The sequence below is a fragment of the Serratia sp. PL7 genome, assembly GCF_945957435.1.
This window is the reverse complement of record NZ_CAMFLB010000012.1, coordinates 16,661-36,973: the sequence shown is the minus strand read 5'-3', so window position 1 is coordinate 36,973 and position 20,313 is coordinate 16,661. Positions and strand designations below refer to the sequence as shown.

20 protein-coding genes are annotated in these 20,313 nt (G+C 60.6%); 14 read left to right on the top strand and 6 right to left on the bottom strand.

Features of this window, described 5'->3' with window-relative positions; genetic code table 11:
* Window positions 1–29: 29 nt before the first annotated feature.
* Window positions 30–1,268, bottom strand: a complete 1,239-nt coding sequence (serA, locus tag N6G83_RS33470) for a phosphoglycerate dehydrogenase (protein ID WP_025304156.1) — start codon at window positions 1,266–1,268, stop codon at window positions 30–32.
* 292 nt (window positions 1,269–1,560) lie between these two features.
* Entirely contained in the window at window positions 1,561–2,217 is a 657-nt protein-coding gene (rpiA, locus tag N6G83_RS33465) for a ribose-5-phosphate isomerase RpiA (RefSeq protein ID WP_025304157.1), read from the bottom strand.
* A gap of 204 nt (window positions 2,218–2,421) precedes the next feature.
* Between rpiA and N6G83_RS33460 the strand changes: the two genes are divergently transcribed.
* Window positions 2,422–3,315 (top strand): LysR family transcriptional regulator ArgP, encoded by an 894-nt coding sequence (locus tag N6G83_RS33460; RefSeq protein WP_004931613.1) that lies wholly within the window; start codon window positions 2,422–2,424, stop codon window positions 3,313–3,315.
* Between the two features lie 48 nt (window positions 3,316–3,363).
* Here N6G83_RS33460 and N6G83_RS33455 read toward each other — a convergent pair whose 3' ends face one another.
* The 3 genes from N6G83_RS33455 to N6G83_RS33445 all read right to left on the bottom strand — a co-directional run bounded on the left by N6G83_RS33455 (window position 3,364) and on the right by N6G83_RS33445 (window position 5,777).
* Window positions 3,364–4,095, bottom strand: coding sequence for an oxidative stress defense protein (locus N6G83_RS33455; protein ID WP_025160209.1), 732 nt, complete (start codon window positions 4,093–4,095; stop codon window positions 3,364–3,366).
* 121 nt (window positions 4,096–4,216) lie between these two features.
* Window positions 4,217–4,834 (bottom strand): arginine exporter ArgO, encoded by a 618-nt coding sequence (gene argO / locus N6G83_RS33450; protein ID WP_025304159.1) that lies wholly within the window; start codon window positions 4,832–4,834, stop codon window positions 4,217–4,219.
* A 124-nt stretch (window positions 4,835–4,958) separates the two neighbouring features.
* Complete coding sequence (locus N6G83_RS33445) at window positions 4,959–5,777, bottom strand: IclR family transcriptional regulator (protein ID WP_025304160.1); 819 nt, start codon at window positions 5,775–5,777, stop codon at window positions 4,959–4,961.
* 374 nt (window positions 5,778–6,151) lie between these two features.
* Between N6G83_RS33445 and N6G83_RS33440 the strand changes: the two genes are divergently transcribed.
* From N6G83_RS33440 to N6G83_RS33385, 12 genes are all read left to right on the top strand, one after another.
* On the top strand, window positions 6,152–7,705 hold the full coding sequence (locus N6G83_RS33440; RefSeq protein WP_025304161.1) for a sugar ABC transporter ATP-binding protein: 1,554 nt from the start codon (window positions 6,152–6,154) through the stop codon (window positions 7,703–7,705).
* Window positions 7,698–8,780 carry an ABC transporter permease gene (locus N6G83_RS33435; RefSeq protein ID WP_197759528.1) on the top strand — a complete coding sequence of 361 codons (1,083 nt, stop codon included), beginning with the start codon at window positions 7,698–7,700 and terminating at the stop codon, window positions 8,778–8,780. Before N6G83_RS33440 ends, N6G83_RS33435 begins: the two co-directional genes overlap by 8 nt.
* A gap of 14 nt (window positions 8,781–8,794) precedes the next feature.
* Complete coding sequence (locus tag N6G83_RS33430) at window positions 8,795–9,895, top strand: substrate-binding domain-containing protein (protein WP_043142668.1); 1,101 nt, start codon at window positions 8,795–8,797, stop codon at window positions 9,893–9,895.
* Window positions 9,892–10,767, top strand: coding sequence for an SMP-30/gluconolactonase/LRE family protein (locus N6G83_RS33425; protein ID WP_173888423.1), 876 nt, complete (start codon window positions 9,892–9,894; stop codon window positions 10,765–10,767). Before N6G83_RS33430 ends, N6G83_RS33425 begins: the two co-directional genes overlap by 4 nt.
* 256 nt (window positions 10,768–11,023) lie before the next feature.
* Complete coding sequence (gene yiaK / locus N6G83_RS33420; RefSeq protein WP_141966754.1) at window positions 11,024–12,022, top strand: 3-dehydro-L-gulonate 2-dehydrogenase; 999 nt, start codon at window positions 11,024–11,026, stop codon at window positions 12,020–12,022.
* Between the two features lie 13 nt (window positions 12,023–12,035).
* Window positions 12,036–12,509, top strand: coding sequence for a YhcH/YjgK/YiaL family protein (locus N6G83_RS33415; RefSeq protein ID WP_197811402.1), 474 nt, complete (start codon window positions 12,036–12,038; stop codon window positions 12,507–12,509).
* Window positions 12,510–12,631: 122 nt separating this feature from the next.
* Window positions 12,632–13,927, top strand: coding sequence for an MFS transporter (locus N6G83_RS33410; RefSeq protein WP_025304167.1), 1,296 nt, complete (start codon window positions 12,632–12,634; stop codon window positions 13,925–13,927).
* On the top strand, window positions 13,927–15,417 hold the full coding sequence (locus N6G83_RS33405) for an FGGY-family carbohydrate kinase (protein WP_089181259.1): 1,491 nt from the start codon (window positions 13,927–13,929) through the stop codon (window positions 15,415–15,417). The genes N6G83_RS33410 and N6G83_RS33405 overlap by 1 nt, the downstream gene beginning before the upstream one ends.
* Window positions 15,414–16,070: a 3-keto-L-gulonate-6-phosphate decarboxylase UlaD gene (gene ulaD, locus N6G83_RS33400; protein ID WP_049206149.1), complete on the top strand. Its 657-nt coding sequence runs from the start codon at window positions 15,414–15,416 to the stop codon at window positions 16,068–16,070. The genes N6G83_RS33405 and ulaD overlap by 4 nt, the downstream gene beginning before the upstream one ends.
* Before the next feature lies 1 nt (window position 16,071).
* Window positions 16,072–16,932, top strand: coding sequence for an L-ribulose-5-phosphate 3-epimerase (locus tag N6G83_RS33395; protein ID WP_043142677.1), 861 nt, complete (start codon window positions 16,072–16,074; stop codon window positions 16,930–16,932).
* Window positions 16,926–17,621 (top strand): L-ribulose-5-phosphate 4-epimerase, encoded by a 696-nt coding sequence (gene araD / locus N6G83_RS33390; protein WP_043142679.1) that lies wholly within the window; start codon window positions 16,926–16,928, stop codon window positions 17,619–17,621. Before N6G83_RS33395 ends, araD begins: the two co-directional genes overlap by 7 nt.
* Before the next feature lie 142 nt (window positions 17,622–17,763).
* Window positions 17,764–18,462 carry an RluA family pseudouridine synthase gene (locus tag N6G83_RS33385; protein WP_099817439.1) on the top strand — a complete coding sequence of 233 codons (699 nt, stop codon included), beginning with the start codon at window positions 17,764–17,766 and terminating at the stop codon, window positions 18,460–18,462.
* Window positions 18,463–18,469: 7 nt separating this feature from the next.
* Here the strand turns inward: N6G83_RS33385 and N6G83_RS33380 are convergent, their stop codons facing one another.
* Complete coding sequence (locus N6G83_RS33380; RefSeq protein WP_025304173.1) at window positions 18,470–19,009, bottom strand: DUF2058 domain-containing protein; 540 nt, start codon at window positions 19,007–19,009, stop codon at window positions 18,470–18,472.
* Window positions 19,010–19,326: 317 nt separating this feature from the next.
* On the opposite strand from N6G83_RS33380, the gene N6G83_RS33375 reads away from it, so the two are divergent.
* Entirely contained in the window at window positions 19,327–20,304 is a 978-nt protein-coding gene (locus tag N6G83_RS33375) for a DUF1852 domain-containing protein (protein ID WP_049296201.1), read from the top strand.
* Window positions 20,305–20,313 lie beyond the last annotated feature (9 nt).

The window sequence follows — 20,313 nt, the reverse complement described above, 5'->3', positions numbered from 1 at the left end:
GGCCTTTTTCGTTGCGGCGAGCCGCCGAATCAGAACAGCAGACGGGCGCGAATGGTGCCGTCGATGGCCTTCATACGCTGCAGCGCGGCGTCGGCGCGCGCGGTTTCCGCTTCGATGTCGATCACCACGTAGCCGATTTCCGGCCCGGTTTGCAGATACTGCGCGGCGATGTTAACCCCCTCTTCGGCGAAGATCTGGTTAATCTGCGTCAGCACGCCCGGACGGTTTTCGTGGATGTGCAGCAGGCGGCTGGCGTTCGGACCATGCGCCGGCAGCGACACTTCCGGGAAGTTGACGGCGGACAGAGTCGAACCGTTGTCGGAGTATTTCGCCAGCTTGCCGGCCACTTCGTCGCCGATGTTCTCCTGCGCTTCCTGCGTGGAACCGCCGATGTGCGGCGTCAGCAGCACGTTATCGAACTCGCACAGCGGCGAGTTGAACGGATCGCTGTTGGTCGCCGGCTCTTCCGGGAAGACGTCGATCGCCGCGCCCGCCAGGTGATTGCTGGCCAGCGCGTCGCACAGCGCGGGAATATCCACCACGGTGCCGCGCGAGGCGTTGATCAGAATCGCGCCCGGCTTCATCAGCGCCAGCTCTTCCGCCCCCATCATGTTCTTGGTGGCCAGCGTTTCCGGCACGTGCAGCGTCACCACGTCGCTCATATTGAGCAGATCGGACAGATGACGCACCTGCTGCGCGTTGCCTAACGGCAGTTTGTTCTCGATATCGTAGAAGAACACTTTCATGCCCAGCCCTTCGGCCAGAATGCCCAGCTGGGTGCCGATGTGGCCGTAGCCGATGATGCCCAGCTTTTTGCCGCGCGCCTCATAAGAGCCCACGGCCAATTTGTGCCACACGCCGCGGTGCGCCTTGGCGTTGGCGGCCGGAATGCCGCGCAGCATCAACAGCAGCTCGCCCAGCACCATTTCGGCCACGGATCGGGTATTGGAGAAGGGGGCGTTGAAGACCGGAATACCGCGTTTGGTCGCCGCTTTCAGATCAACCTGGTTGGTGCCGATGCAGAAGCAGCCCACCGCCACCAGTTTTTCTGCGGCGGCGAACACCTCTTCGGTCAGATGCGTACGCGATCGGATGCCGACGAAGTGTGCATCGCGGATGGATGCCTTCAGCGATTCGGTGTCTAACGCACCTTTGTGGTATTCGATGTTGGTATAACCGGCGGCACGTAAATTATCGACCGTGCTCTGATGAACCCCTTCCACCAACAGGAATTTAATCCTGTCTTTCTCCAATGATACTTTTGCCATTTACCCGACCCTATGTTCAGACTTCAGAAGCGGCTGTGACGACACAGCTCCCATCCAACATAACAAAAATAACGCGGGCGGCAATACAAACGATTGCCTGCCCGGCAGGACAAGGCGCAGCGTTGATGGCGGTTTACGGCAGAAAATGCCATAGGGAAAGTTTTCAGCAGAAGCTTTGGGGAGTCAGCTTTCACAATGTGACATAAGTCACCAAATTTGCCGTTTTTCAGAAAAGATATTTTAACCGAAGAATTATGCGGCCCGGCGCTACCGGGCCACAGACGGCAGAGGCTTATTTGACTACTTTCACGCCTTCCGGGGTGCCGACCAGCGCCACGTCCGCGCCGCGGTTGGCGAACAGCCCCACGGTCACCACGCCGGCGATGCCGTTGATCTTGTTCTCCAGCGCGATGGCGTCGGTGATGCTCAGGTTATGCACATCGAGGATCACGTTGCCGTTGTCGGTCACCACGTTCTGGCGATACTCCGGCAGGCCGCCGAGTTTCACCAGCTCGCGCGCCACGTAAGAGCGAGCCATCGGGATCACTTCCACCGGCAGCGGGAACTTGCCCAGCACGTCCACCTGCTTGCTGGCGTCGACAATGCAGATAAATTTCTTGGCGATGGCGGCGATGATCTTCTCGCGCGTCAGCGCAGCGCCGCCGCCCTTGATCATCTGCATATGGCCGTTGATTTCGTCCGCGCCGTCCACGTAGATATCGAGCGAGTCCACTTCGTTGCTGTCGAACACGTGGATGCCGAGGCTTTTCAACTTGGCGGTGGAGGCGTCTGAGCTGGACACCGCGCCTTCGATCTGGTGCTTGATGGAGCCCAGCGCGTCAATAAAGTGGGCGGCGGTAGAACCGGTGCCGACCCCGACGATGGTGCCCGGCGTCACGTATTCCAGCGCCGCCCAGCCCACCGCTTTTTTCAGTTCATCCTGCGTCATAATATGTCCCTTGCCTCTGTACGAAAACGTGTGCGTATTATAGGGTAAAACGCTATTTTTCACGCCGGCAGGATCACACTTATTTACCGCAGCCCGCATTTTTACCCGCTTGGCGGCGAGCTGGGGGCGTGATTTTTCCACCTGCGCCGTGCGCAAAATGTGGCATAGTGCCGGTATCATTCTAATTTAAGGGATATCTTTCCGATGAAACGCCCAGACTATCGTACGCTGCAAGCGCTGGACGCGGTGATCCGTGAGCGCGGCTTCGAGCGCGCCGCGCAAAAACTCTGTATCACGCAATCGGCGGTATCCCAACGCATCAAACAGCTGGAAAACCTGTTCGGCCAACCGCTGCTGGTTCGTACCGTGCCGCCGCGCCCGACCGAACAAGGGCAAAAGCTGCTGGCGCTGCTGCATCAGGTGGAGCTGCTGGAGGAAGAGTGGCTCGGCAATGACACCGGCGTCGATACGCCGCTGCTGCTGTCGCTGGCGGTCAACGCCGACAGTCTGGCAACCTGGCTGCTGCCGGCGCTGAAGCCAGTGCTGGCGGACTCCCCCATTCGCCTGAATCTGCAGGTGGAAGATGAAACCCGCACCCAGGAGCGGCTGCGCCGCGGTGAGGTGGTGGGCGCGGTGAGTATTCAGCCGCAGCCGCTGCCGAGCTGCCTGGTGGATCGGCTGGGGGCGCTGGACTACCTGTTCGTGGCCTCCAGCGGCTTCGCCGAGCGCTATTTCCCGAACGGCGTCACCCGCTCCGCGCTGCTGAAAGCGCCGGCGGTGGCCTTCGATCATCTCGACGACATGCATCAGGCATTCCTGCAGCAGAACTTCGATCTGTCGCCGGGCAGCGTGCCCTGCCACATCGTGAACTCATCGGAAGCCTTCGTGCAGCTGGCGCGTCAGGGCACCACCTGCTGTATGATCCCGCATCTGCAGATCGAAAAGGAGCTGGCATCCGGTGAACTGATCGATCTGACGCCCGGGCTATACCAGCGCCGCATGCTGTACTGGCACCGTTTCGCGCCGGAAAGCCGCATGATGCGCAAAGTGACCGACGCGCTGCTGGAACACGGTCACCAGGTGCTCCGCCAGGATTAAAACGAAAAAAGGTTCGCCGCAGCGAACCTTTTCTTCAATACGATAACCTTACTGCGCGGCGTTACGCTGCAGCTCGAACACCACGTCCACCTGATCGTCGAAGTGAATGCTTTGCTGTTCATAGGTTTGCGCCGCGTCGCTTTCCGCCGCCGCACCGGCCGCCTTATACATCCGCGCCACCGGCATCGGCTGGTAGTTGGCGACCCGGTAGCGAATGCTGTACACCGGTCCCAGCTTGGCGTGGAAGCCTTTGGCCAGGGATTCGGCCTGTTGAGTCGCGTTCTCGATCGCTTTTTGCCGCGCCTGCTCGCGATACACGTCCGGCTTGGCGACGCCCAGCTCCACCGCGCGGATCTCGTTCAGGCCGGATTTCAGCGCGCCGTCCAGCAGCTCGTTCAGCTTGTCCAGCTGACGCAGAGTCACCTGCACCTGGCGCACCGCCCGGTAGCCCTTCAACACCGACTCGCCGGTTTTCAGGTAATCGTATTCCGGCTGGGTGCGCAGGTTGGCGGCGCTGATGTCTTTCTTCTCGATGTTGTTTTTCTGCAGGAAATCAAAGTACTGCGCCACGCGCTCGTCTACCTGCTTCTTCGCCTGGGCGGCGTCTTTGGAGGAGACGCTCACTTCGATCGCCAGGGTGGCGATATCCGGCGTGGCGTCCACGCTGGCGGTGCCGGAGGTGACGACGTGCGGCCCTTCAGGCACTTCAGCCGCCTGCAGCGCCATCGGTAACGTCCCTAATCCGACCATTGCGGCCATAGCCAATGCTTTTAGCTTCACAGTGTCTCCTTAATGACAGGCTGTCTCTGATCGCCGGCTTTTCCCTGTGAGAACCGCCGGTTTCCTGGCATCAAACGTAGCATATCGCGCGGCGTTTTGAATTCGGATTAGTGACAAATTCTTATAAATTTGCCCCCTGCCAGGCCAGCTGCAGCGCGATGCCCCACATCACCAGCCCGACCAGCGCGTTGATGATGCGCTGCGCCCGCTGCGTGTTCAGCCACGGCGCCAGCCAGGAGGCCAGCAGCGCCAACCCGAAGAACCACACCGCCGACGCGCTGACCGCGCCAAGCGCGAACCAGGAACGCACGTCCGCCGTCAGCTGCCCGCCCAGGCTGCCGAGCACCACAAAGGTATCCAGATAGACGTGCGGGTTCAGCCAGGTGACCGCCAGCATGGTGACCACGAGGCGCCAGCGGCTCTGCGCCAGCTCCTGCGCCGCGGCCTGCGCAGGTTGCGGGCTGAAGGCGGAACGGAACGCGCCCCAGCCGTACCACAGCAGAAACGCCACCCCGCCCCAGGTGACCAGCGCCAGCAGCAACGGCGAGCGGGTCAGCAATGCGCTGCCGCCGAAAATACCGGCGCAGATCAGCACGATATCGCTCAACGCGCACAACGAGGCAATCATCAAATGATACTGGCGGCGAATGCCCTGGTTCATCACGAATACGTTCTGCGGGCCCAGCGGCAGGATCATGGCGGCGCTCAGGGCAAAGCCCTGCAGGAAGACGGCTAACATGGGGATTCCTCGAATGATAAAAGGCGCCGGACGAGGGCGCGTGTCGGTCAACACGCGCATCATACGAGGAAGCGATCATTAGGTGAAATTGATGTTTCTAATCCAGTATCAGAGATGCTAATACTTAAATCGGCGTGACGAACCCCAGCTCCTGAGAGATGCGTTGCGCGGTGGCCAGCACCGGTTTAATCAAGCTTTTGACGCCGATCTGCTGCAGCTTGGCGGTCGGCAGAGAAACCGACACCGCATAAGGCACGCGCTGTTGAATATCGAACACCGGTGCTGCCACGCAGGAGACCCCCAGCTCGTTTTCCTCGCGATCCATCGCCATGCCGCGCTGGCGAATATCGGCCAGTTCCTCATACATCTTCGGCAGCTCGGTAATGGTATTGCGCGTCAGCGTCTGAATCTCTTGCTGGTGAGTCTGCCAGTAGTGAGCCGGGTAATCATCGTTGCCGTAAGCCATGAAGATTTTACCCATCGCCGAACAGTACAGCGGCATATGCTGGCCGATATAGGCGCGGGTGCGCATCATGCCGGTGGTCGGCTCCAGCTTGTAGATCAGGATGACGTGGTCGTCTTCGCGGCTGGAGAAGTTGACCGTCTCGCCCACTTCCAGATTCAGCTGTTCCAAATGCGGCGCGGCCACGTGAATGATGTTGAGTGACGACAGCGCCTTCTGGCCGATGGAAATGAACTTGGTGGTCAGGCGGTAGCTGCCCGGCGACGGCGCCTGGGTCACATAGCCGCTGGTGTGCAACCCCTGCAGCAGGCGGTGCACCGTGCTCTTGTTCATGCCGGCCAGCTCGGACAAATGCGCCAGCGGACATCCGTTGGGGAAATTACTCAGGATCTCAATCAACTGCAAACCGCGGAACAGGCTTTGGCTGCCCAGCGGTTTGTCTTTCTTGTCATCTTTCTCGTCGACGGCTTTCAGGCTCATAGCGAAAATCTCTCCAGTGTCGAACCGCCAACCGGCGCTGCGGCAAAGTCAGCAGGCTCTTTGCCGGGCATGTTACCCCAAGGCCCGCATCAGGTGAAGACGGAACGCCGTTTCATTGTCCGCAGCGGGATAAAAATCCGCAATATTTCCCCCGTGTTGAAGTGAGCCATCGGTCACACTTCCGCAAAGTAAAAAATAACTCATTGTTTAATAACAATAATTAAAACCTCACCGCCTTTGATTTAGCGCAACGAACGTCATATTATTTTTGAAATTGAATTTCGCATATTGAAATTTAAAGACCAGATACTCACCAGCAGTTTGGCTAATTTGCCCGACATCTTCGCACGGGCACGACACCAGGGGCGCATCACATGACTATGGATAATGCGGCACAACCCATCCTTACCCTCAGCCACATCGTCAAACGATTTGGCGGCAACGTGGCGGTCAACGACGTCAGCCTGCAGGTGATGCCGGGCGAAGTTCTGGCGTTGCTGGGCGAAAATGGCGCCGGCAAATCGACGCTGATCAAAGTGCTGGCGGGCGTCTACCCGCGCGACGGCGGCGATATTCGCTTTCAGGGCGCAAGCATCGCCTCCGCCGCCGCGATAAAAAGCACCAGCCGCCAGCCGATCGCCTTTATTCATCAGGATCTCGGCCTGATCGAATGGATGACGGTGGCGGAGAACATGGCGCTGGTGATGGGGTTTCCCCGCCGCTTTGGGCTGATCGACTGGCGCGCCATTCGCCGCCGGGCGGCGCAGGCGCTGCAAGACGTCGGCATCGCGCTCGATCCCGATGCGCGCGTCTTCGAACTGTCGCGCACCGAAAAATCGCTGCTGGCGATCGCTCGCGCGGTGGCGGTCAACGCCGAGCTGCTGGTGCTGGATGAACCGACCGCCTCCCTGCCCGCCAACGACGTGCGTCATCTGTTCGCCGTGATCAACCGGCTGCGCGCCAAAAAGGTCGGCATGATTTATGTCACCCACCGTCTGGACGAAGTGATCGAAATCGCCGATCGGATCTGCGTGATGCGCGACGGGCGCTATGTCGCCGGCGGTCGCACCGCCGACTACTCGCTGCGCGATCTGGTGCAAACCATCGTCGGCGAAGCGATGGCGGACGATCAGCGCGAACCGCTGCCGGAACATCGTCCGCCGGTGCTGCAGCTCGATAGCGTCACGGTGGGCGACATCGGCCCGGTGAGCTTCGATTTGCAGCCGGGCGAGATGCTGGCGCTGGCCGGCCTGCGCGGGGCCGGGCAAGAAGAGATTGGCCGGCTGCTGTTCGGGTTGCGCCAGGCCGACGGCGGCGCGATTCGATTTCGCGATCGGCCCTATCAGGCGAGCACCCCGCAGCAGGCGATGGCCTGCGGCGTTTCGCTGGTGGCGGGCGATCGCACCGGCGAAAGCCTGGTGATGTCGATGAGCGTGCGTGAAAACCTGTTTATCAACCCCTGCGCCAGCGGCCACCGGCTGCTCTCCCGCTACGGGCGACGAGCGGAGATCGGCGCCAGTTGGTGGAAGGTGCAGCTGTTCGACGTACGCCCCAAGGACGTCAATATCGATATCAGCGCGCTATCCGGCGGCAACCAGCAAAAGGTGGTGATGGCGCGCTGGATGCATCTGGGGGCGCCGCTGCTGATCCTGGAAGATCCCACCGCCGGCGTGGACGTCGGCGCGCGCGCGGAAATCTACCATCTGCTGAATAAATCCCTGGCGGAAGGCGTGGCAGTGCTGGTTATCTCCAACGATTTCGAGGAGATCGCCCATATTTGCAACCGCGCACTGGTATTCAACCGCGGGAAAGTGGTCGGCGAGCTGAAAAATCAGCAGGTGTCATTCGCCAATTTATTGGAGCTGGCCTCTGCCAGCACCGGGGAAAACGTCGCAATCACGTCAGAATCCGAGGTAGGCCATGTCTAAAACATCCGTTAAATCAACCGCACTGGAGCAGCGCGTCAGCCTGGCGCAGGACGGCGCCGGCCCGTGGCTGATGCAGGTTCTCACCCGCTATGGCCTGCTGCTGCTGTGCATCGCGCTGGTCGTGCTGTTCTCACTGCTCACCCCCTCCTTCGCATCAATGCTGACGCTTCAGGCTATCTTGTCGAGCAAGGCCAAAATCGCCCTGTTGGCGCTGGCGGCGACCATCCCGATGATCGTGGGCAAGATCGATCTTAACGTCGGTTTCGGCATTGTGCTGTGGCACATTCTGGCGATCACGCTGCAGGTGGAATACGGCTTCTCCTGGCAGATGGCGGTGCTGACGGTGCTGGCGATCTCGGCGCTGTACGGGTTGCTGAACGGCATTCTGGTGGCGCTGGCCGATATCGACAGCTTCGTCGCCACCCTCGGCTCCGGCACCGTACTGTACGCCATTGCCCTGTGGCACTCCGGCGGGCGGCAGATCGTCGGCGACTTGCCGGATGCCTTCATCGCGCTGCACCACACCGAGATCGCCGGCATTCCGATCGTGGCATTTTACGTGCTGATCGTCGCGGTGGTGCTGTGGCTCATCACCGAACACACCCCGCTCGGCCGCTGCATGTATGCGGTGGGCGGCAACCCGGCGGCGGCGCGCCTGAACGGCATTTCGGTCAACCGCTTTACCATCGGCGCCTTCATCGCCTCCAGCGTGCTCACCGGTTTCAGCGGTGTGTTGATCGCCGCCGAACAGGGCGTCGGCCAGGCCAGCGTCGGCATGGACTATCTGCTGCCAGCGCTGGTCGGCGCCTTCCTCGGCAGCACCACTATTCGCCCAGGGCGCGTCAACGTCTGGGGCACCGTGGTCGGCATCGCCATTCTGGCTATCGGCATCGCCGGCATCCAGCAGTTCGGTGGCGAATTCTGGGTCGAGCCGCTGTTCAACGGCGCGACGCTGTTGCTGTCGATCACTCTGGCCGGCTATGCCCAACGCCGTCGGCTGCTCAATCAGAAAGCGGTACAACGCAGCCAGGCGACGCCGCCTGACAACAACAATCAGACAGCGACACACCCTTAAACCAGGAGCACACCATGAAACGCATTTGGCTGTTACCGGGGTTCACCACATTCTTGCTCGCCGCATCGCCGGTCTGGGCCGACGCCTATCTCGATCAGGCCACCGCCGCCGTGGCGAAGGCTACCGCCAGCGCCACCCAGTGGGACGGCCCCACCAGCGGCCCGCAGCTGCAGGCCAACAAGAAGATCATTTTTATCGCCTCCGACATGAAGAACGGCGGCGTGCAAGGGGTACAACAGGGGTTGAGCGAAGCGGCGAAAGCCGCCGGCTGGAAGCTGGAAACGCTCGACGGCGGCGGCTCGGTGAAAGATCAACTGGCATCGCTCAATCAGGCCATCGCCCAGAAACCAGACGGCATCGTGATCGGCGGCTGGAACCCTAACGTCGCCAAGATCCCGCTGAAAAAGGCCGTACAGCAGGGCATCGTGCTGACCGCCTGGCATGCGGTGCCGGAACCGGGCCCCATCGCCAAATACAACGTGTTCTATAACGTCACGTCGGATTCCAACGAAGTGGCGCGCATCGCCGCGCAATACGCGGTGGTGCAGTCCGGCGGCAAGGCGAGCGTGTTGATCTTCACCGACTCGCTGTACCAAATCGCCTTGGACAAGGCCAACGTCATGAAAGAAGAGATCGCCAAATGCAGCGGCTGTACGCTGCTGGAATTCATCGACACGCCGCTGGCAGATACCGCCAACCGCATGCCGGCGATGACCTTCAGCCTGCTGCAGAAGTACGGCGACAAATTCCAATATGCGCTGGCAATCAACGATCTGTATTTCGACTTTATGGCGCCGGCGCTGAAAACCGCCGGCAAAGGCGGCAAGAACGCGCCTTACAACGTGTCGGCCGGCGACGGTTCAATCTCCGCTTACCAGCGTATCCGGTCGGGCGACAGCCAGTCGGCGACGGTGCCGGAGCCCTTGAAACTGCACGGTTGGCAGCTGCTGGACGAATTCAACCGCGCCTTCGCCAAGCAGCCGCCTTCCGGCTACGTCACCCCGGCGCATCTGGTCACCCGCGACAATATCGCCGCCGACGGCGGCGCCAATAACCTGTATGACCCGCAAAACGATTACCAGGGCCATTACAAAGCGATCTGGGGCGTGAAGTGAACGGCGGCATTCGGCATTCATTGCGCACGCACGCTCAGCTCGAGCGCTTGTGCTCACCGGCGATTTGGGCCGAAGGGCCGGTCTGGCTGCCGCAAGAGGATGCGGTGGTGTTCAGCGACGTGAAAGGCAATCGCATGTTCCGCTGGTCGCGCCGGGGTGAGCTAAGCCTATACCGCTCGCCGTCGCACTACGCCAACGGCAATGCGCGCGACGGCGAGGGGCGTGTGGTCAGCTGTGAACACGGGCGGCGCGGCATCAGCCGCACCGAAAGCGATGGCGAGGTGCGCCTGTTGATCGACCGCGTCGACGGCAAGCGCTTTAACTCGCCGAACGACGTGGCGGTGCGTTCCGACGGCACCCTGTGGTTCACCGATCCGCCCTACGGCATCATCGGCGACGAAGAGGGTTACAAATCAGAAAGCCAGGTGATCGGCTGCTATCTCTACAGCTTCGATCCACGCGACGGTTCGCTGACCATCGCCGCCTGCGACCTGCAGCGCCCGAACGGCCTGGCGTTTTCACCGGATGAAAAATGGCTGTACGTGGCGGACATGTCGATCGTGGATTTTCCGACGCTGGGCCGCCGCGAGCTGCGCGTCTATGCGGTCAACGGTCGCGAGCTGGAAGCCGGCCGCCGTTTTGCAACCGTGGAACCCGGGTTCCCGGACGGCTTCTGCGTCGATCGGGCCGGCAATCTGTTTTGCAGCTGCGCCGACGGCGTGCTGGTCTTTGATCCACAGGGGCGACAGATCGACAAAATCAGCGTGCCGGAACGCGTCTCCAATTGTACCTTCGGCGGCCCGAACGGCGATGAGCTCTATATCACCGCCACCACCTCGCTCTACCGCATGGTGCTGAACACCCGCGGTTAGCCGGGGTCTCGCAAGACGCAGGGTGGGTTTTGATCCGCCCTGCTTTGTCACGTCTGAAGCACGCCATCTCCACCAAAACGTGGCGGCGATCACAAAATCGCCACTCAATTTTAACGTCATGTTTTTCATGAATAATTTTACTCCCCCTTGCTTTGACTTCCCTGAAGCGCCGGGATAGCATTTATTTGAAATGCAATTTCGTATATTGAAATTTAGCGAACCAAAAACAGACGATTCGCACAGGCGGAGAACCGGCATGAGAGTGAGTTACAGCGAGTTAAAACAGCAATTCAAACGCGTGCTGCTGGCGCGCGGCGTGGCGGAACATCTCGCCGACGACTGCGCCGGCATGTTCGCCGACACCACCGCCAGCGGCGTTTACTCCCACGGCGTTAACCGCTTTCCGCGCTTTATTCAGCAGCTGGACGCCGGCGATATCGTGCCGGACGCCGAACCCAGCAAACTGTTGTCGCTGGGGGCGATCGAGCAATGGGATGCGCACCAGGGAATCGGCAACCTTACCGCCCGCCGCATGATGGATCGCGCCATGCAGCTAGCCGACGATCATGGCATCGGCCTGGTGGCGCTGCGCAACGCCAACCACTGGATGCGCGGCGGCGGCTACGGCTGGCAGGCGGCGGAGAAAGGCTATATCGGCATTTGCTGGACCAACTCGATCGCCGTGATGCCGCCGTGGGGCGCCAAAACGTGCCGTATCGGCACCAACCCGCTGATCGTCGCCGTGCCCGGCAACCCGATCACCATGGTGGACATGTCGATGTCGATGTTTTCCTACGGCGCGCTGGAGCTGAACCGGCTGGCGGGCAAAACCCTGCCGGTGGACGGCGGCTTCGACAACGACGGCCGCCTGACCCGCGATCCGGCCACCATCGAAGAGAATCGGCGCATTTTGCCAATGGGGTACTGGAAAGGATCGGCGTTGTCGATCGTACTGGACATGATCGCCACCCTGCTGTCCGGCGGCGCCTCGGTGGCGGAAGTGACGGAAGATCACCGCGACGAATACGGCGTCTCGCAGGTGTTCATCGCGATTGAGATAGACCGGTTGATCGACGGCGACAGCCGCGATCAAAAACTGCAGCGCATCATGGATTACGTCACCAGCGCCGAACGGGACAACCCCGACGTCGCCATTCGCCTGCCGGGCCACAAGTTCCCGCGCATTCTGGAAGAAAACCTGCGCGACGGCATTCCGGTTGACGAACGAGTCTGGGCGCGCATTCAGGCGCTGTAACGGGAGGATCATCATGATATTCGGCCACATCGCCAACACCGCGCCCGAGCAGTACCCGACGCCGGTCGCCAACGCCGTCGCCTATTTGCAGCGCACCGATTTCAGCGTCTTGCCCGCAGGGCGCTATGAAGATCCCGCCACCGGCTACGTGGTGCAAGTGCTGGATCTGCATACCCAACCACCGGATGCGCTACGCCCGGAAGTCCACCGGCAAAACGTCGACGTGCAGTATCTGGTCAGCGGTACCGAGCTTATCGGCGTAGCGGCGGACAACGGCGACAACGTCATTCATCAGGAGCTGCTGGCGCAGCGCGACATCCTGTTTTATCAGGACGTGGCCGACGAATCCTGGCTCACGATGCGGCCCGGCAACTTCGCGGTATTTTTTCCGCAGGACGTGCATCGCCCGGCCTGCATTAACCAACGCCCCTGCGCGATACGCAAGGTGGTGGTGAAGATACCGCTGGCGTCGTTTAGCGCCCGATAGACGCAGCACCCGTAACGATAACAACACCGGTCCATGAGGCCTGTGCGGGCGCCCTTGCGCCCAAATTAAGCAAAACAATAACGCCCGACCCTACAAAAAAGTGAACATCGAAAGAGGTCCTTATGAATACAGCCTCCGTTTCCGTCAGCCAAAGCCAGGCTATTCCCAAGCTCCGCTGGCTGAGGATCGTGCCGCCGATCCTCATCACCTGCATCATTTCTTACATGGATCGGGTCAACATCGCCTTCGCCATGCCCGGCGGCATGGATGACGAACTCGGCATCACCGCCTCGATGGCCGGGCTGGCCGGCGGCATCTTCTTTATCGGTTACCTGTTTCTGCAGGTGCCCGGCGGCAAGCTGGCGGTATACGGCAACGGCAAGAAATTCATCGGCTGGTCACTGTTGGCCTGGGCGGTGATCTCGGTGCTGACCGGGCTGGTCACCAACCAGTACCAGCTGCTGTTCCTGCGCTTCGCCCTCGGCGTTTCCGAAGGCGGCATGCTGCCGGTGGTGCTGACCATGATCAGCAACTGGTTCCCGGATAAGGAGCGCGGCCGCGCCAACGCCATCGTCATCATGTTCGTGCCGATCGCCGGCATTCTCACCGCCCCGCTGTCGGGTTGGATCATCACCGCCTGGGACTGGCGCATGCTGTTTCTGGTGGAGGGCGCTCTGTCGCTGGTAGTCATGGCGCTGTGGTACTTCACCATCAGCAACCGGCCGCAGGAAGCCAAATGGATCTCGCAGGCGGAGAAAGAGTATCTGGTGAAGACCCTGCACGACGAACAGCTGCTGATCAAAGGAAAAACGGTGCGCAACGCCTCGCTGCGCCGAGTGCTGGGCGACCGGATCATGTGGCAGCTGATCCTGGTGAATTTCTTCTACCAGACCGGTATCTACGGTTACACCCTGTGGCTGCCGACCATTTTGAAAGGGCTGACCCACGGCGATATGGAGCAAGTGGGCCTGCTGGCTATCTTGCCCTATATCGGCGCCATCTTCGGCATGCTGATCATCTCCACCCTCTCCGATCGCACCGGTAAGCGCAAAGTCTTCGTCGCCCTGCCGCTGGCCTGCTTTGCCGCCTGCATGGCGCTGTCGGTGCTGCTGAAGGATCACATCTGGTGGTCTTACGCTGCGCTGGTCGGCTGCGGCGTATTTATTCAGGCGGCGGCCGGGGTGTTCTGGACCATCCCGCCCAAATTGTTCAACGCCGAAGTGGCCGGTGGCGCACGTGGCGTGATCAATGCGCTGGGCAACCTCGGCGGTTTTTGCGGCCCGTATATGGTCGGCGTCCTGATCAGCCTGTTCAACAAGGATGTCGGTGTCTACAGCCTGGCAGCCTCGCTGGCGATCGCCTCCGTGCTGGCGTTGATGCTGCCCAATAAATGCGACCACAGCGCGAGGAGCGAATGATGGAATATTGGCTGGGGCTCGACTGCGGCGGTACCTTCATCAAGGCGGGATTATACGACCGCAGCGGCCATGAACACGGCGTTGCGCGGCGCAATCTGGCGATCGTCGCGCCGCAGCCCGGCTGGGCCGAGCGCGATATGGCATCGCTGTGGCGCACCGCCGCCGACGTGATCCGTGAAGTGCTATCCGCCAGTGGCGTCGCCGCCGGCGCCATCCAGGCCATCGGCATCTCGGCGCAGGGTAAGGGGGCGTTTCTGCTGGATAAGCAGGGGCAGCCGCTGGGCAACGCCATGCTCTCTTCCGATCAGCGCGCGCTGGCGCTGGTGCAGGAATGGCAGCGACAGGGCGTGCCGCAGGCGCTGTATCCGCAAACGCGCCAAACGCTGTGGACCGGGCACCCGGTCTCGCTGCTGCGCTGGCTGAAGCGGCATCAGCCGGAACGTTACGCCCGCATCGGGAGCGTGCTGATGGCGCACGACTACCTGCGCTATTGCCTGACCGGCGAGCTGGCCTGCGAAGAAACCAATATCTCCGAATCCAACCTGTATCAGATGCGCAGCGGACGCTATGACCCGGCGCTGGCGCAGCTGCTGGGTATCGGCGACATCATGCCCGCCCTGCCGACGATCGTCGGTTCGGCCGAGATCGCCGGGCGCGTCGAGGCAAACGCCGCGGCCATCACCGGCCTGCAAACCGGCACTCCGGTGGTCGGCGGGTTGTTCGACGTGGTGTCCACCGCGTTGTGCGCCGGCCTGCAGGACGAAACCCGGCTCAACGCGGTGATGGGGACCTGGTCGGTCACCAGCGGCATCACCGACGCCATCATCGAGGGTTTCGATCATCCCTTTGTCTATGGCCGCCACGCCGAAAACGGCCAATACATCGTGCACGAAGCCAGCCCCACTTCCGCCGCCAACCTGGAATGGTTCTGTCACCAATGGGGGCTGCAGGACTACGACCAGCTTAACCGCTGGGTCGCCGCCCTGCCGAAAGCCGCCGGCGATCTGCTGTTCGCCCCTTTCCTGTATGGCTCCAACGCCGGCCTGGGGCTGAGCGCCAGCTTCTACGGCCTGCAGGCCTTCCACCAGCGCGAGCACCTGGTGCAGGCGATCTACGAAGGCGTGGTGTTCTGCCACATGACGCACCTTAACCGCATGCGCCGGCGTTTCCCTGAGGCGCAGGCGCTGCGCGTGACCGGCGGCCCCGCCAAATCCCGCCCCTGGATGCAAATGTTCGCCGACGTCAGCGGCCTGCCGGTTGAGCTGCCGCAGGTGGAAGAAACCGGCTGTCTGGGCGCGGCGATGGCGGCCATGGTCGGCAGCGGCGTCTTCAACGATTTCACCGCCGCCCAGCACCGGCTGGCGCCGCGTATCGAGCGGCTGCTGCCTGATGCGGCCGCCGCCGAAGCTTACGACCACAAACACCAACGTTATCAGGCGCTGATTGCTGCATTGCAAAATCTGCAGCCCGCCAACAAGGAGGCCCCATGAGCACGAAACCGCGCCTGCAGCTGGCGCTCGATCAAACCCGTTTGGATATGGCGCTGCGCACCGCCGAGACCCTCAGCCCCCATGTGGACATCATCGAGGCCGGTACCATTTTGTGCATCAGCGCCGGTATTCAGGCGGTTAGCGCGCTGCGTGAGCGCTGTCCGCAGCACACGCTGGTGGCCGATCTCAAGGTGGCCGACGCCGGTGCGACGCTGGCCGATCAGGCCTTCGGCCAGGGCGCGGACTGGATGACGGTGATCTGCGCCGCGCCGTTGGCCACCATGGCCAGCGCGCGGGAGGTCGCCGAGCGTCACGGCGGTGAAATCCAGATCGAACTGTTCGGCCGCTGGACATTGGAGGATGCGCGGCAATGGCGCGGCCTCGGCATTCGTCAGGCGATCTATCACCGCGGCCGCGACGCGCAGGCCAGCGGGCAAACCTGGGGCCGGCAGGATCTGGATCGGATGAAGGCGCTGTCCGATCTGGGCATCGAGCTGTCGGTGACCGGCGGCATCACGCCCGCCGACCTGCCGCTGTTTAAAGAAATCGCCGTCACCGCCTTTATCGCCGGCCGCGCGCTGGCCGAGGCCGGCGATCCGCCGGCCGCCGCCAGGCAGTTCCGTACCGCCATCGATGACATCTGGAGATCATGATATGCGTCAGCACCCGTTGGGAATTTACGAGAAAGCGCTGCCGAAACACCTGAGCTGGCCCGAACGCCTGGCGCTGGCCAAGGCCTGCGGCTTCGACTTCGTCGAAATGTCGGTGGACGAAAGCGATGAACGTCTGGCGCGCCTGAGCTGGAGCAAGGCGCAGCGCCTGGCGCTGGTGGACGCCATGCTGGAAACCGGCATCCGCATTCCGTCGATGTGCCTCTCCGGCCACCGGCGCTTTCCGTTTGGCAGCCACGATCCGGCGCTGCGACAGCGCGCCTTCGACGTGATGGAACAGGCCATTCAGCTGGCCAAAGATGTCGGTATCCGGACGATCCAGCTAGCCGGCTACGACGTGTATTACGAAGAGCAGGACGAGGGGACGCTGGCGCGCTTTAGCGAAGGCATGCAGTGGGCGGTAGACCGTGCCGCCGCCGCCCAGGTGATGCTGGCGGTGGAAATTATGGACACCGCCTTTATGAACTCGATCGCTAAATGGAAAGCCTGGGACGCCCTGCTGGCCTCGCCGTGGTTCTCGGTGTATCCAGACGTCGGCAACCTCAGCGCCTGGGGCAATGACGTGCCGCGCGAGCTGGAGCTGGGCATCGATCGCATCGCCGCCATTCACCTGAAAGACACCTACCCGGTCACCGCCACTTCGCCGGGGCAATTCCGCGACGTGCCGTTTGGCGAAGGCTGCGTCGACTTCGTCGAGGTGTTTCGCACGCTGCAGCGCCTCAATTACCGCGGCGCATTCCTGATTGAGATGTGGACCGAAAAAGCCGAGGAGCCGGTGGCCGAGATCGTTCAGGCCCGCCGCTGGATCGAACAGAAAATGCAACAAGGGGGCATGACATGCTGACTCAGTTAAAACAACAGGTGCTGGAGGCCAATCTCGATCTGCCGCGCCATAAGCTGGTGACCTTTACCTGGGGCAACGTCAGCGCGGTGGATCGCGAACGCGGTCTGGTGGTGATCAAGCCGTCCGGCGTTGAATACGAGCATATGACGGCGGAGGATATGGTGGTGGTCGATCTGGCCAGCGGCCGCACCGTCGAGGGGGCAAAAAAACCGTCGTCGGACACCGCCACCCATCTGGCGCTGTACCGCGAATTTGCCGATATCGGCGGCATCGTCCACACCCATTCGCGCCACGCCACCATCTGGGCGCAGGCCGGGCTGGACATCCCCGCCTGGGGAACCACCCACGCCGACTATTTTTATGGCGCTATCCCCTGCACTCGCCTGATGACCCAGGATGAAATTGAGCACGATTACGAACTGGAAACCGGCAACGTGATTATCGAAACCTTCCGCCGGCGCGATATCAATCCCAACGCGATCCCGGCGGTACTGGTCAATGCCCACGGCCCCTTCGCCTGGGGCAAAGACGCCCACAACGCGGTGCATAATGCGGTGGTGCTAGAAGAGATCGCCTACATGGGCATTTTCTCGCGCCAGCTGACGCCGGGCATTCACAGCATGCAACGCGAGCTGTTGGACAAACACTACCTGCGCAAACACGGCCAAAACGCCTACTACGGGCAGTAGAGCGCCGGGGACTTAACCGTGGCACCCGATGCTTTGCCGCATCGGGTGCCAACGGGCATGAGCCGCAGTGTAACGAAAACCGCATTCGCTCATCGACGCGAAATTCGCTATCATCCGCCCCCACCCACCAGCCGGCCGCCCGATGTCTACGATCACCGATACCTTTATTGCCCCGCCATGCCATGACCCAATAGAGATCCTCTATCAGGACGATCATCTGGCGCTGATCAATAAACCGGCCGGGCTGCTCAGCCTCTCGGGCAAGAATCCGCAGAATCTCGATTCGGTACACCACCGGCTGGTACAGATCTTCCCCGGCTGCGCCCTGGTGCACCGCCTGGATTTCGGCACGTCCGGGTTGATGGTGGTGGCCCGCAACAAGGCCGCCAACGCCGCGCTCTGCCGGCAGTTCAGCGAGCGCACCGTCAGCAAAGTGTACAGCGCGCTGCTGTGCGGCCATCTGGCGAATAACGAAGGGGTCATAGACGCGGCGATCGCCAAAGATCCGGCGCTGTTCCCGCTGATGTCGATTTGCGCCCTCCACGGCAAGCCCGCCCGCTCCCGCTATCGGGTCGTCGAGCGTTTTTATCGTGAAACGGAAGGCGGGATCCCGCTGCCGCTGACGCGGGTGCAGCTCACCCCGGAGACCGGGCGCACCCACCAGCTGCGTATTCACAGCCGGCAGTTGGGCCACCCTATTTTAGGCTGCGATCTGTACGGCGGGCGCCTGCTGCCGGGTACCGAACAGACGCCGCGGCTGATGCTGCACGCCAGCGAGCTGGACTTTGTGCACCCCATCAGCGGAGAGCGGATCGCCGCTCGTCACGCCGCGCCGTTCTGAACGCGGCTTACCACATCAAATCGTCGGGCACTTTAAAGTCGGCGTACGGATCGTCTTCATCCTGCTCTTCCTGACTCAGCGCACTGTGCAGCACAATGCTGGCCGCATCGCGCTGCGCGATTTTATCGGCGACGCTCGCGGGGATAATCGCGTATTCACACTCTTCCCGGTTCTCGACCACCAAGCGGGCAATGGCGAGGCGGCCATTGATCAGCTGAGTCTGCGTCGCCTTATCCACCAGGATTTTCTTGATCAGGTTGCCGTCGGTGAAGTTGAAACCGATATCACCTTTCGCCAGAACGATGCGGTTCATCTCGATCAGTTGCTTCACCTGCGCCTTGTATTCTTTGGACAGCGCGGCTTGCTTTTGCTGCTCGTTCAGCGCTTTATCGCGCTCAAGCTGCGCCTTTTTATTCTCTTCCACCGCCTCTCTGGCCTCACGGGCCTGAACGCGTGATTTTTTAGCCGTTCTTTGGACTTTGGCCATTTTCTTGCTGGTTACCAAGCCCGCTTTGAGCATCTGCTCTTGTAAGGTGAGTTTTGTCATGTTCGTGTCTGAAGCCGTGGGATCATGGGGGGATTATACCCGTAATTTTTCAGGCTGCACCAGGTTGCCGGCCCGGTACGTTGGCGGTTTGCGCTGCAGAGCAACGGCGATAAACCGCCCCGAACGCCAGATCATGAATAGCGCTCATGTGGTAATGAAATTAAGTCTCTTTCACTCCCTGCGGGACTCTGGCAAAAATAGACCTCATTAAAGACAGACAATATGAAATCGGCTGAATGAAAAAAAGAGAAAAACAACCCATTGAAAGAAATGGATAAATCCAGCCTTCATATCATATAACAGGATGCTATAAGACGATGAATAGAGACTTTACCTTTACGATTAAGAGCAGTTCTTTCAATGAAGATTATAACCCTTCTGAAAGTACGCGTATCACCACCAACTTCGCCAATTTGGCCAGAGGGGAAAACCGCCGGGAGAACCTGCGCAATACGCTGGTGATGATTAACAACCGCTTCAATACGTTGGCGCATTGGGATAACCCCAAGGCCGATCGCTATTCGGTCGAGCTTGAAATCATCTCGGTTGAGATGCGCGTTGAAGATCAGGGTGCCAGCTTCCCGGTGATCGAAATCCTGAAAACCAACATCATTGATAAAAAAACGCAAAAGCGTATCGAGGGCATCGTTGGGAACAATTTCTCCTCTTACGTGCGCGACTACGACTTTAGCGTCTTGCTGCCGGCGCACAATAAAAACACGGCGGAATTTACCATTCCGGATGATTTCGGCGATTTGCACGGCAATATCTTTAAGCACTTCGTCAATTCAAACGAATACCATGAAAATTTCAGCAAACCGCCGGTGATCTGCCTCAGCGTGTCCAGCAAAGACACCTACCATCGGACGGGCAATCAACACCCGGTGTTGGGCGACGAGTATCGGCAAGACGGCGCTTCGCTGACCGACCGGTATTTTAAAAAAATGGGCCTGCAGGTGCGCTACTTCATGCCGAAAAATAGCGTCGCGCCCCTGGCGTTTTATTTCCCCGGGGATTTGCTGAGCGATTACACCGATCTGGAACTGATCGGCACCATCAGCACGATGGAGACCTTCCAGAAAATTTATCGGCCTGAAATTTACAATGCCAACTCGGCGGCGGGGCAATGCTATCAGCCAAGCCTGAATAACCAGGATCATTCATTAACCAAGATTGTTTACGATCGCGAAGAGCGTAGCCAGTTAGCGATTGAGCAGGGGAAATTTACGGAAGAGCAATTTATCAAACCCTACAAACCTCTTCTTGAGCAATGGTCTGCTCACTACGCGCTTTGATTCACTCAA

Coding starts and splice junctions, on each gene's coding strand:
- serA (WP_025304156.1), bottom strand. CDS start 1,268: ATGGCAAAAGTATCATTGGAGAAAGACAGGATTAAATTCCTGTTGGTG.
- rpiA (WP_025304157.1), bottom strand. CDS start 2,217: ATGACGCAGGATGAACTGAAAAAAGCGGTGGGCTGGGCGGCGCTGGAA.
- N6G83_RS33460 (WP_004931613.1), top strand. CDS start 2,422: ATGAAACGCCCAGACTATCGTACGCTGCAAGCGCTGGACGCGGTGATC.
- argO (WP_025304159.1), bottom strand. CDS start 4,834: ATGTTAGCCGTCTTCCTGCAGGGCTTTGCCCTGAGCGCCGCCATGATC.
- N6G83_RS33445 (WP_025304160.1), bottom strand. CDS start 5,777: ATGAGCCTGAAAGCCGTCGACGAGAAAGATGACAAGAAAGACAAACCG.
- N6G83_RS33440 (WP_025304161.1), top strand. CDS start 6,152: ATGACTATGGATAATGCGGCACAACCCATCCTTACCCTCAGCCACATC.
- N6G83_RS33435 (WP_197759528.1), top strand. CDS start 7,698: ATGTCTAAAACATCCGTTAAATCAACCGCACTGGAGCAGCGCGTCAGC.
- N6G83_RS33430 (WP_043142668.1), top strand. CDS start 8,795: ATGAAACGCATTTGGCTGTTACCGGGGTTCACCACATTCTTGCTCGCC.
- yiaK (WP_141966754.1), top strand. CDS start 11,024: ATGAGAGTGAGTTACAGCGAGTTAAAACAGCAATTCAAACGCGTGCTG.
- N6G83_RS33415 (WP_197811402.1), top strand. CDS start 12,036: ATGATATTCGGCCACATCGCCAACACCGCGCCCGAGCAGTACCCGACG.
- N6G83_RS33410 (WP_025304167.1), top strand. CDS start 12,632: ATGAATACAGCCTCCGTTTCCGTCAGCCAAAGCCAGGCTATTCCCAAG.
- N6G83_RS33405 (WP_089181259.1), top strand. CDS start 13,927: ATGGAATATTGGCTGGGGCTCGACTGCGGCGGTACCTTCATCAAGGCG.
- ulaD (WP_049206149.1), top strand. CDS start 15,414: ATGAGCACGAAACCGCGCCTGCAGCTGGCGCTCGATCAAACCCGTTTG.
- N6G83_RS33395 (WP_043142677.1), top strand. CDS start 16,072: ATGCGTCAGCACCCGTTGGGAATTTACGAGAAAGCGCTGCCGAAACAC.
- araD (WP_043142679.1), top strand. CDS start 16,926: ATGCTGACTCAGTTAAAACAACAGGTGCTGGAGGCCAATCTCGATCTG.
- N6G83_RS33385 (WP_099817439.1), top strand. CDS start 17,764: ATGTCTACGATCACCGATACCTTTATTGCCCCGCCATGCCATGACCCA.
- N6G83_RS33380 (WP_025304173.1), bottom strand. CDS start 19,009: ATGACAAAACTCACCTTACAAGAGCAGATGCTCAAAGCGGGCTTGGTA.
- N6G83_RS33375 (WP_049296201.1), top strand. CDS start 19,327: ATGAATAGAGACTTTACCTTTACGATTAAGAGCAGTTCTTTCAATGAA.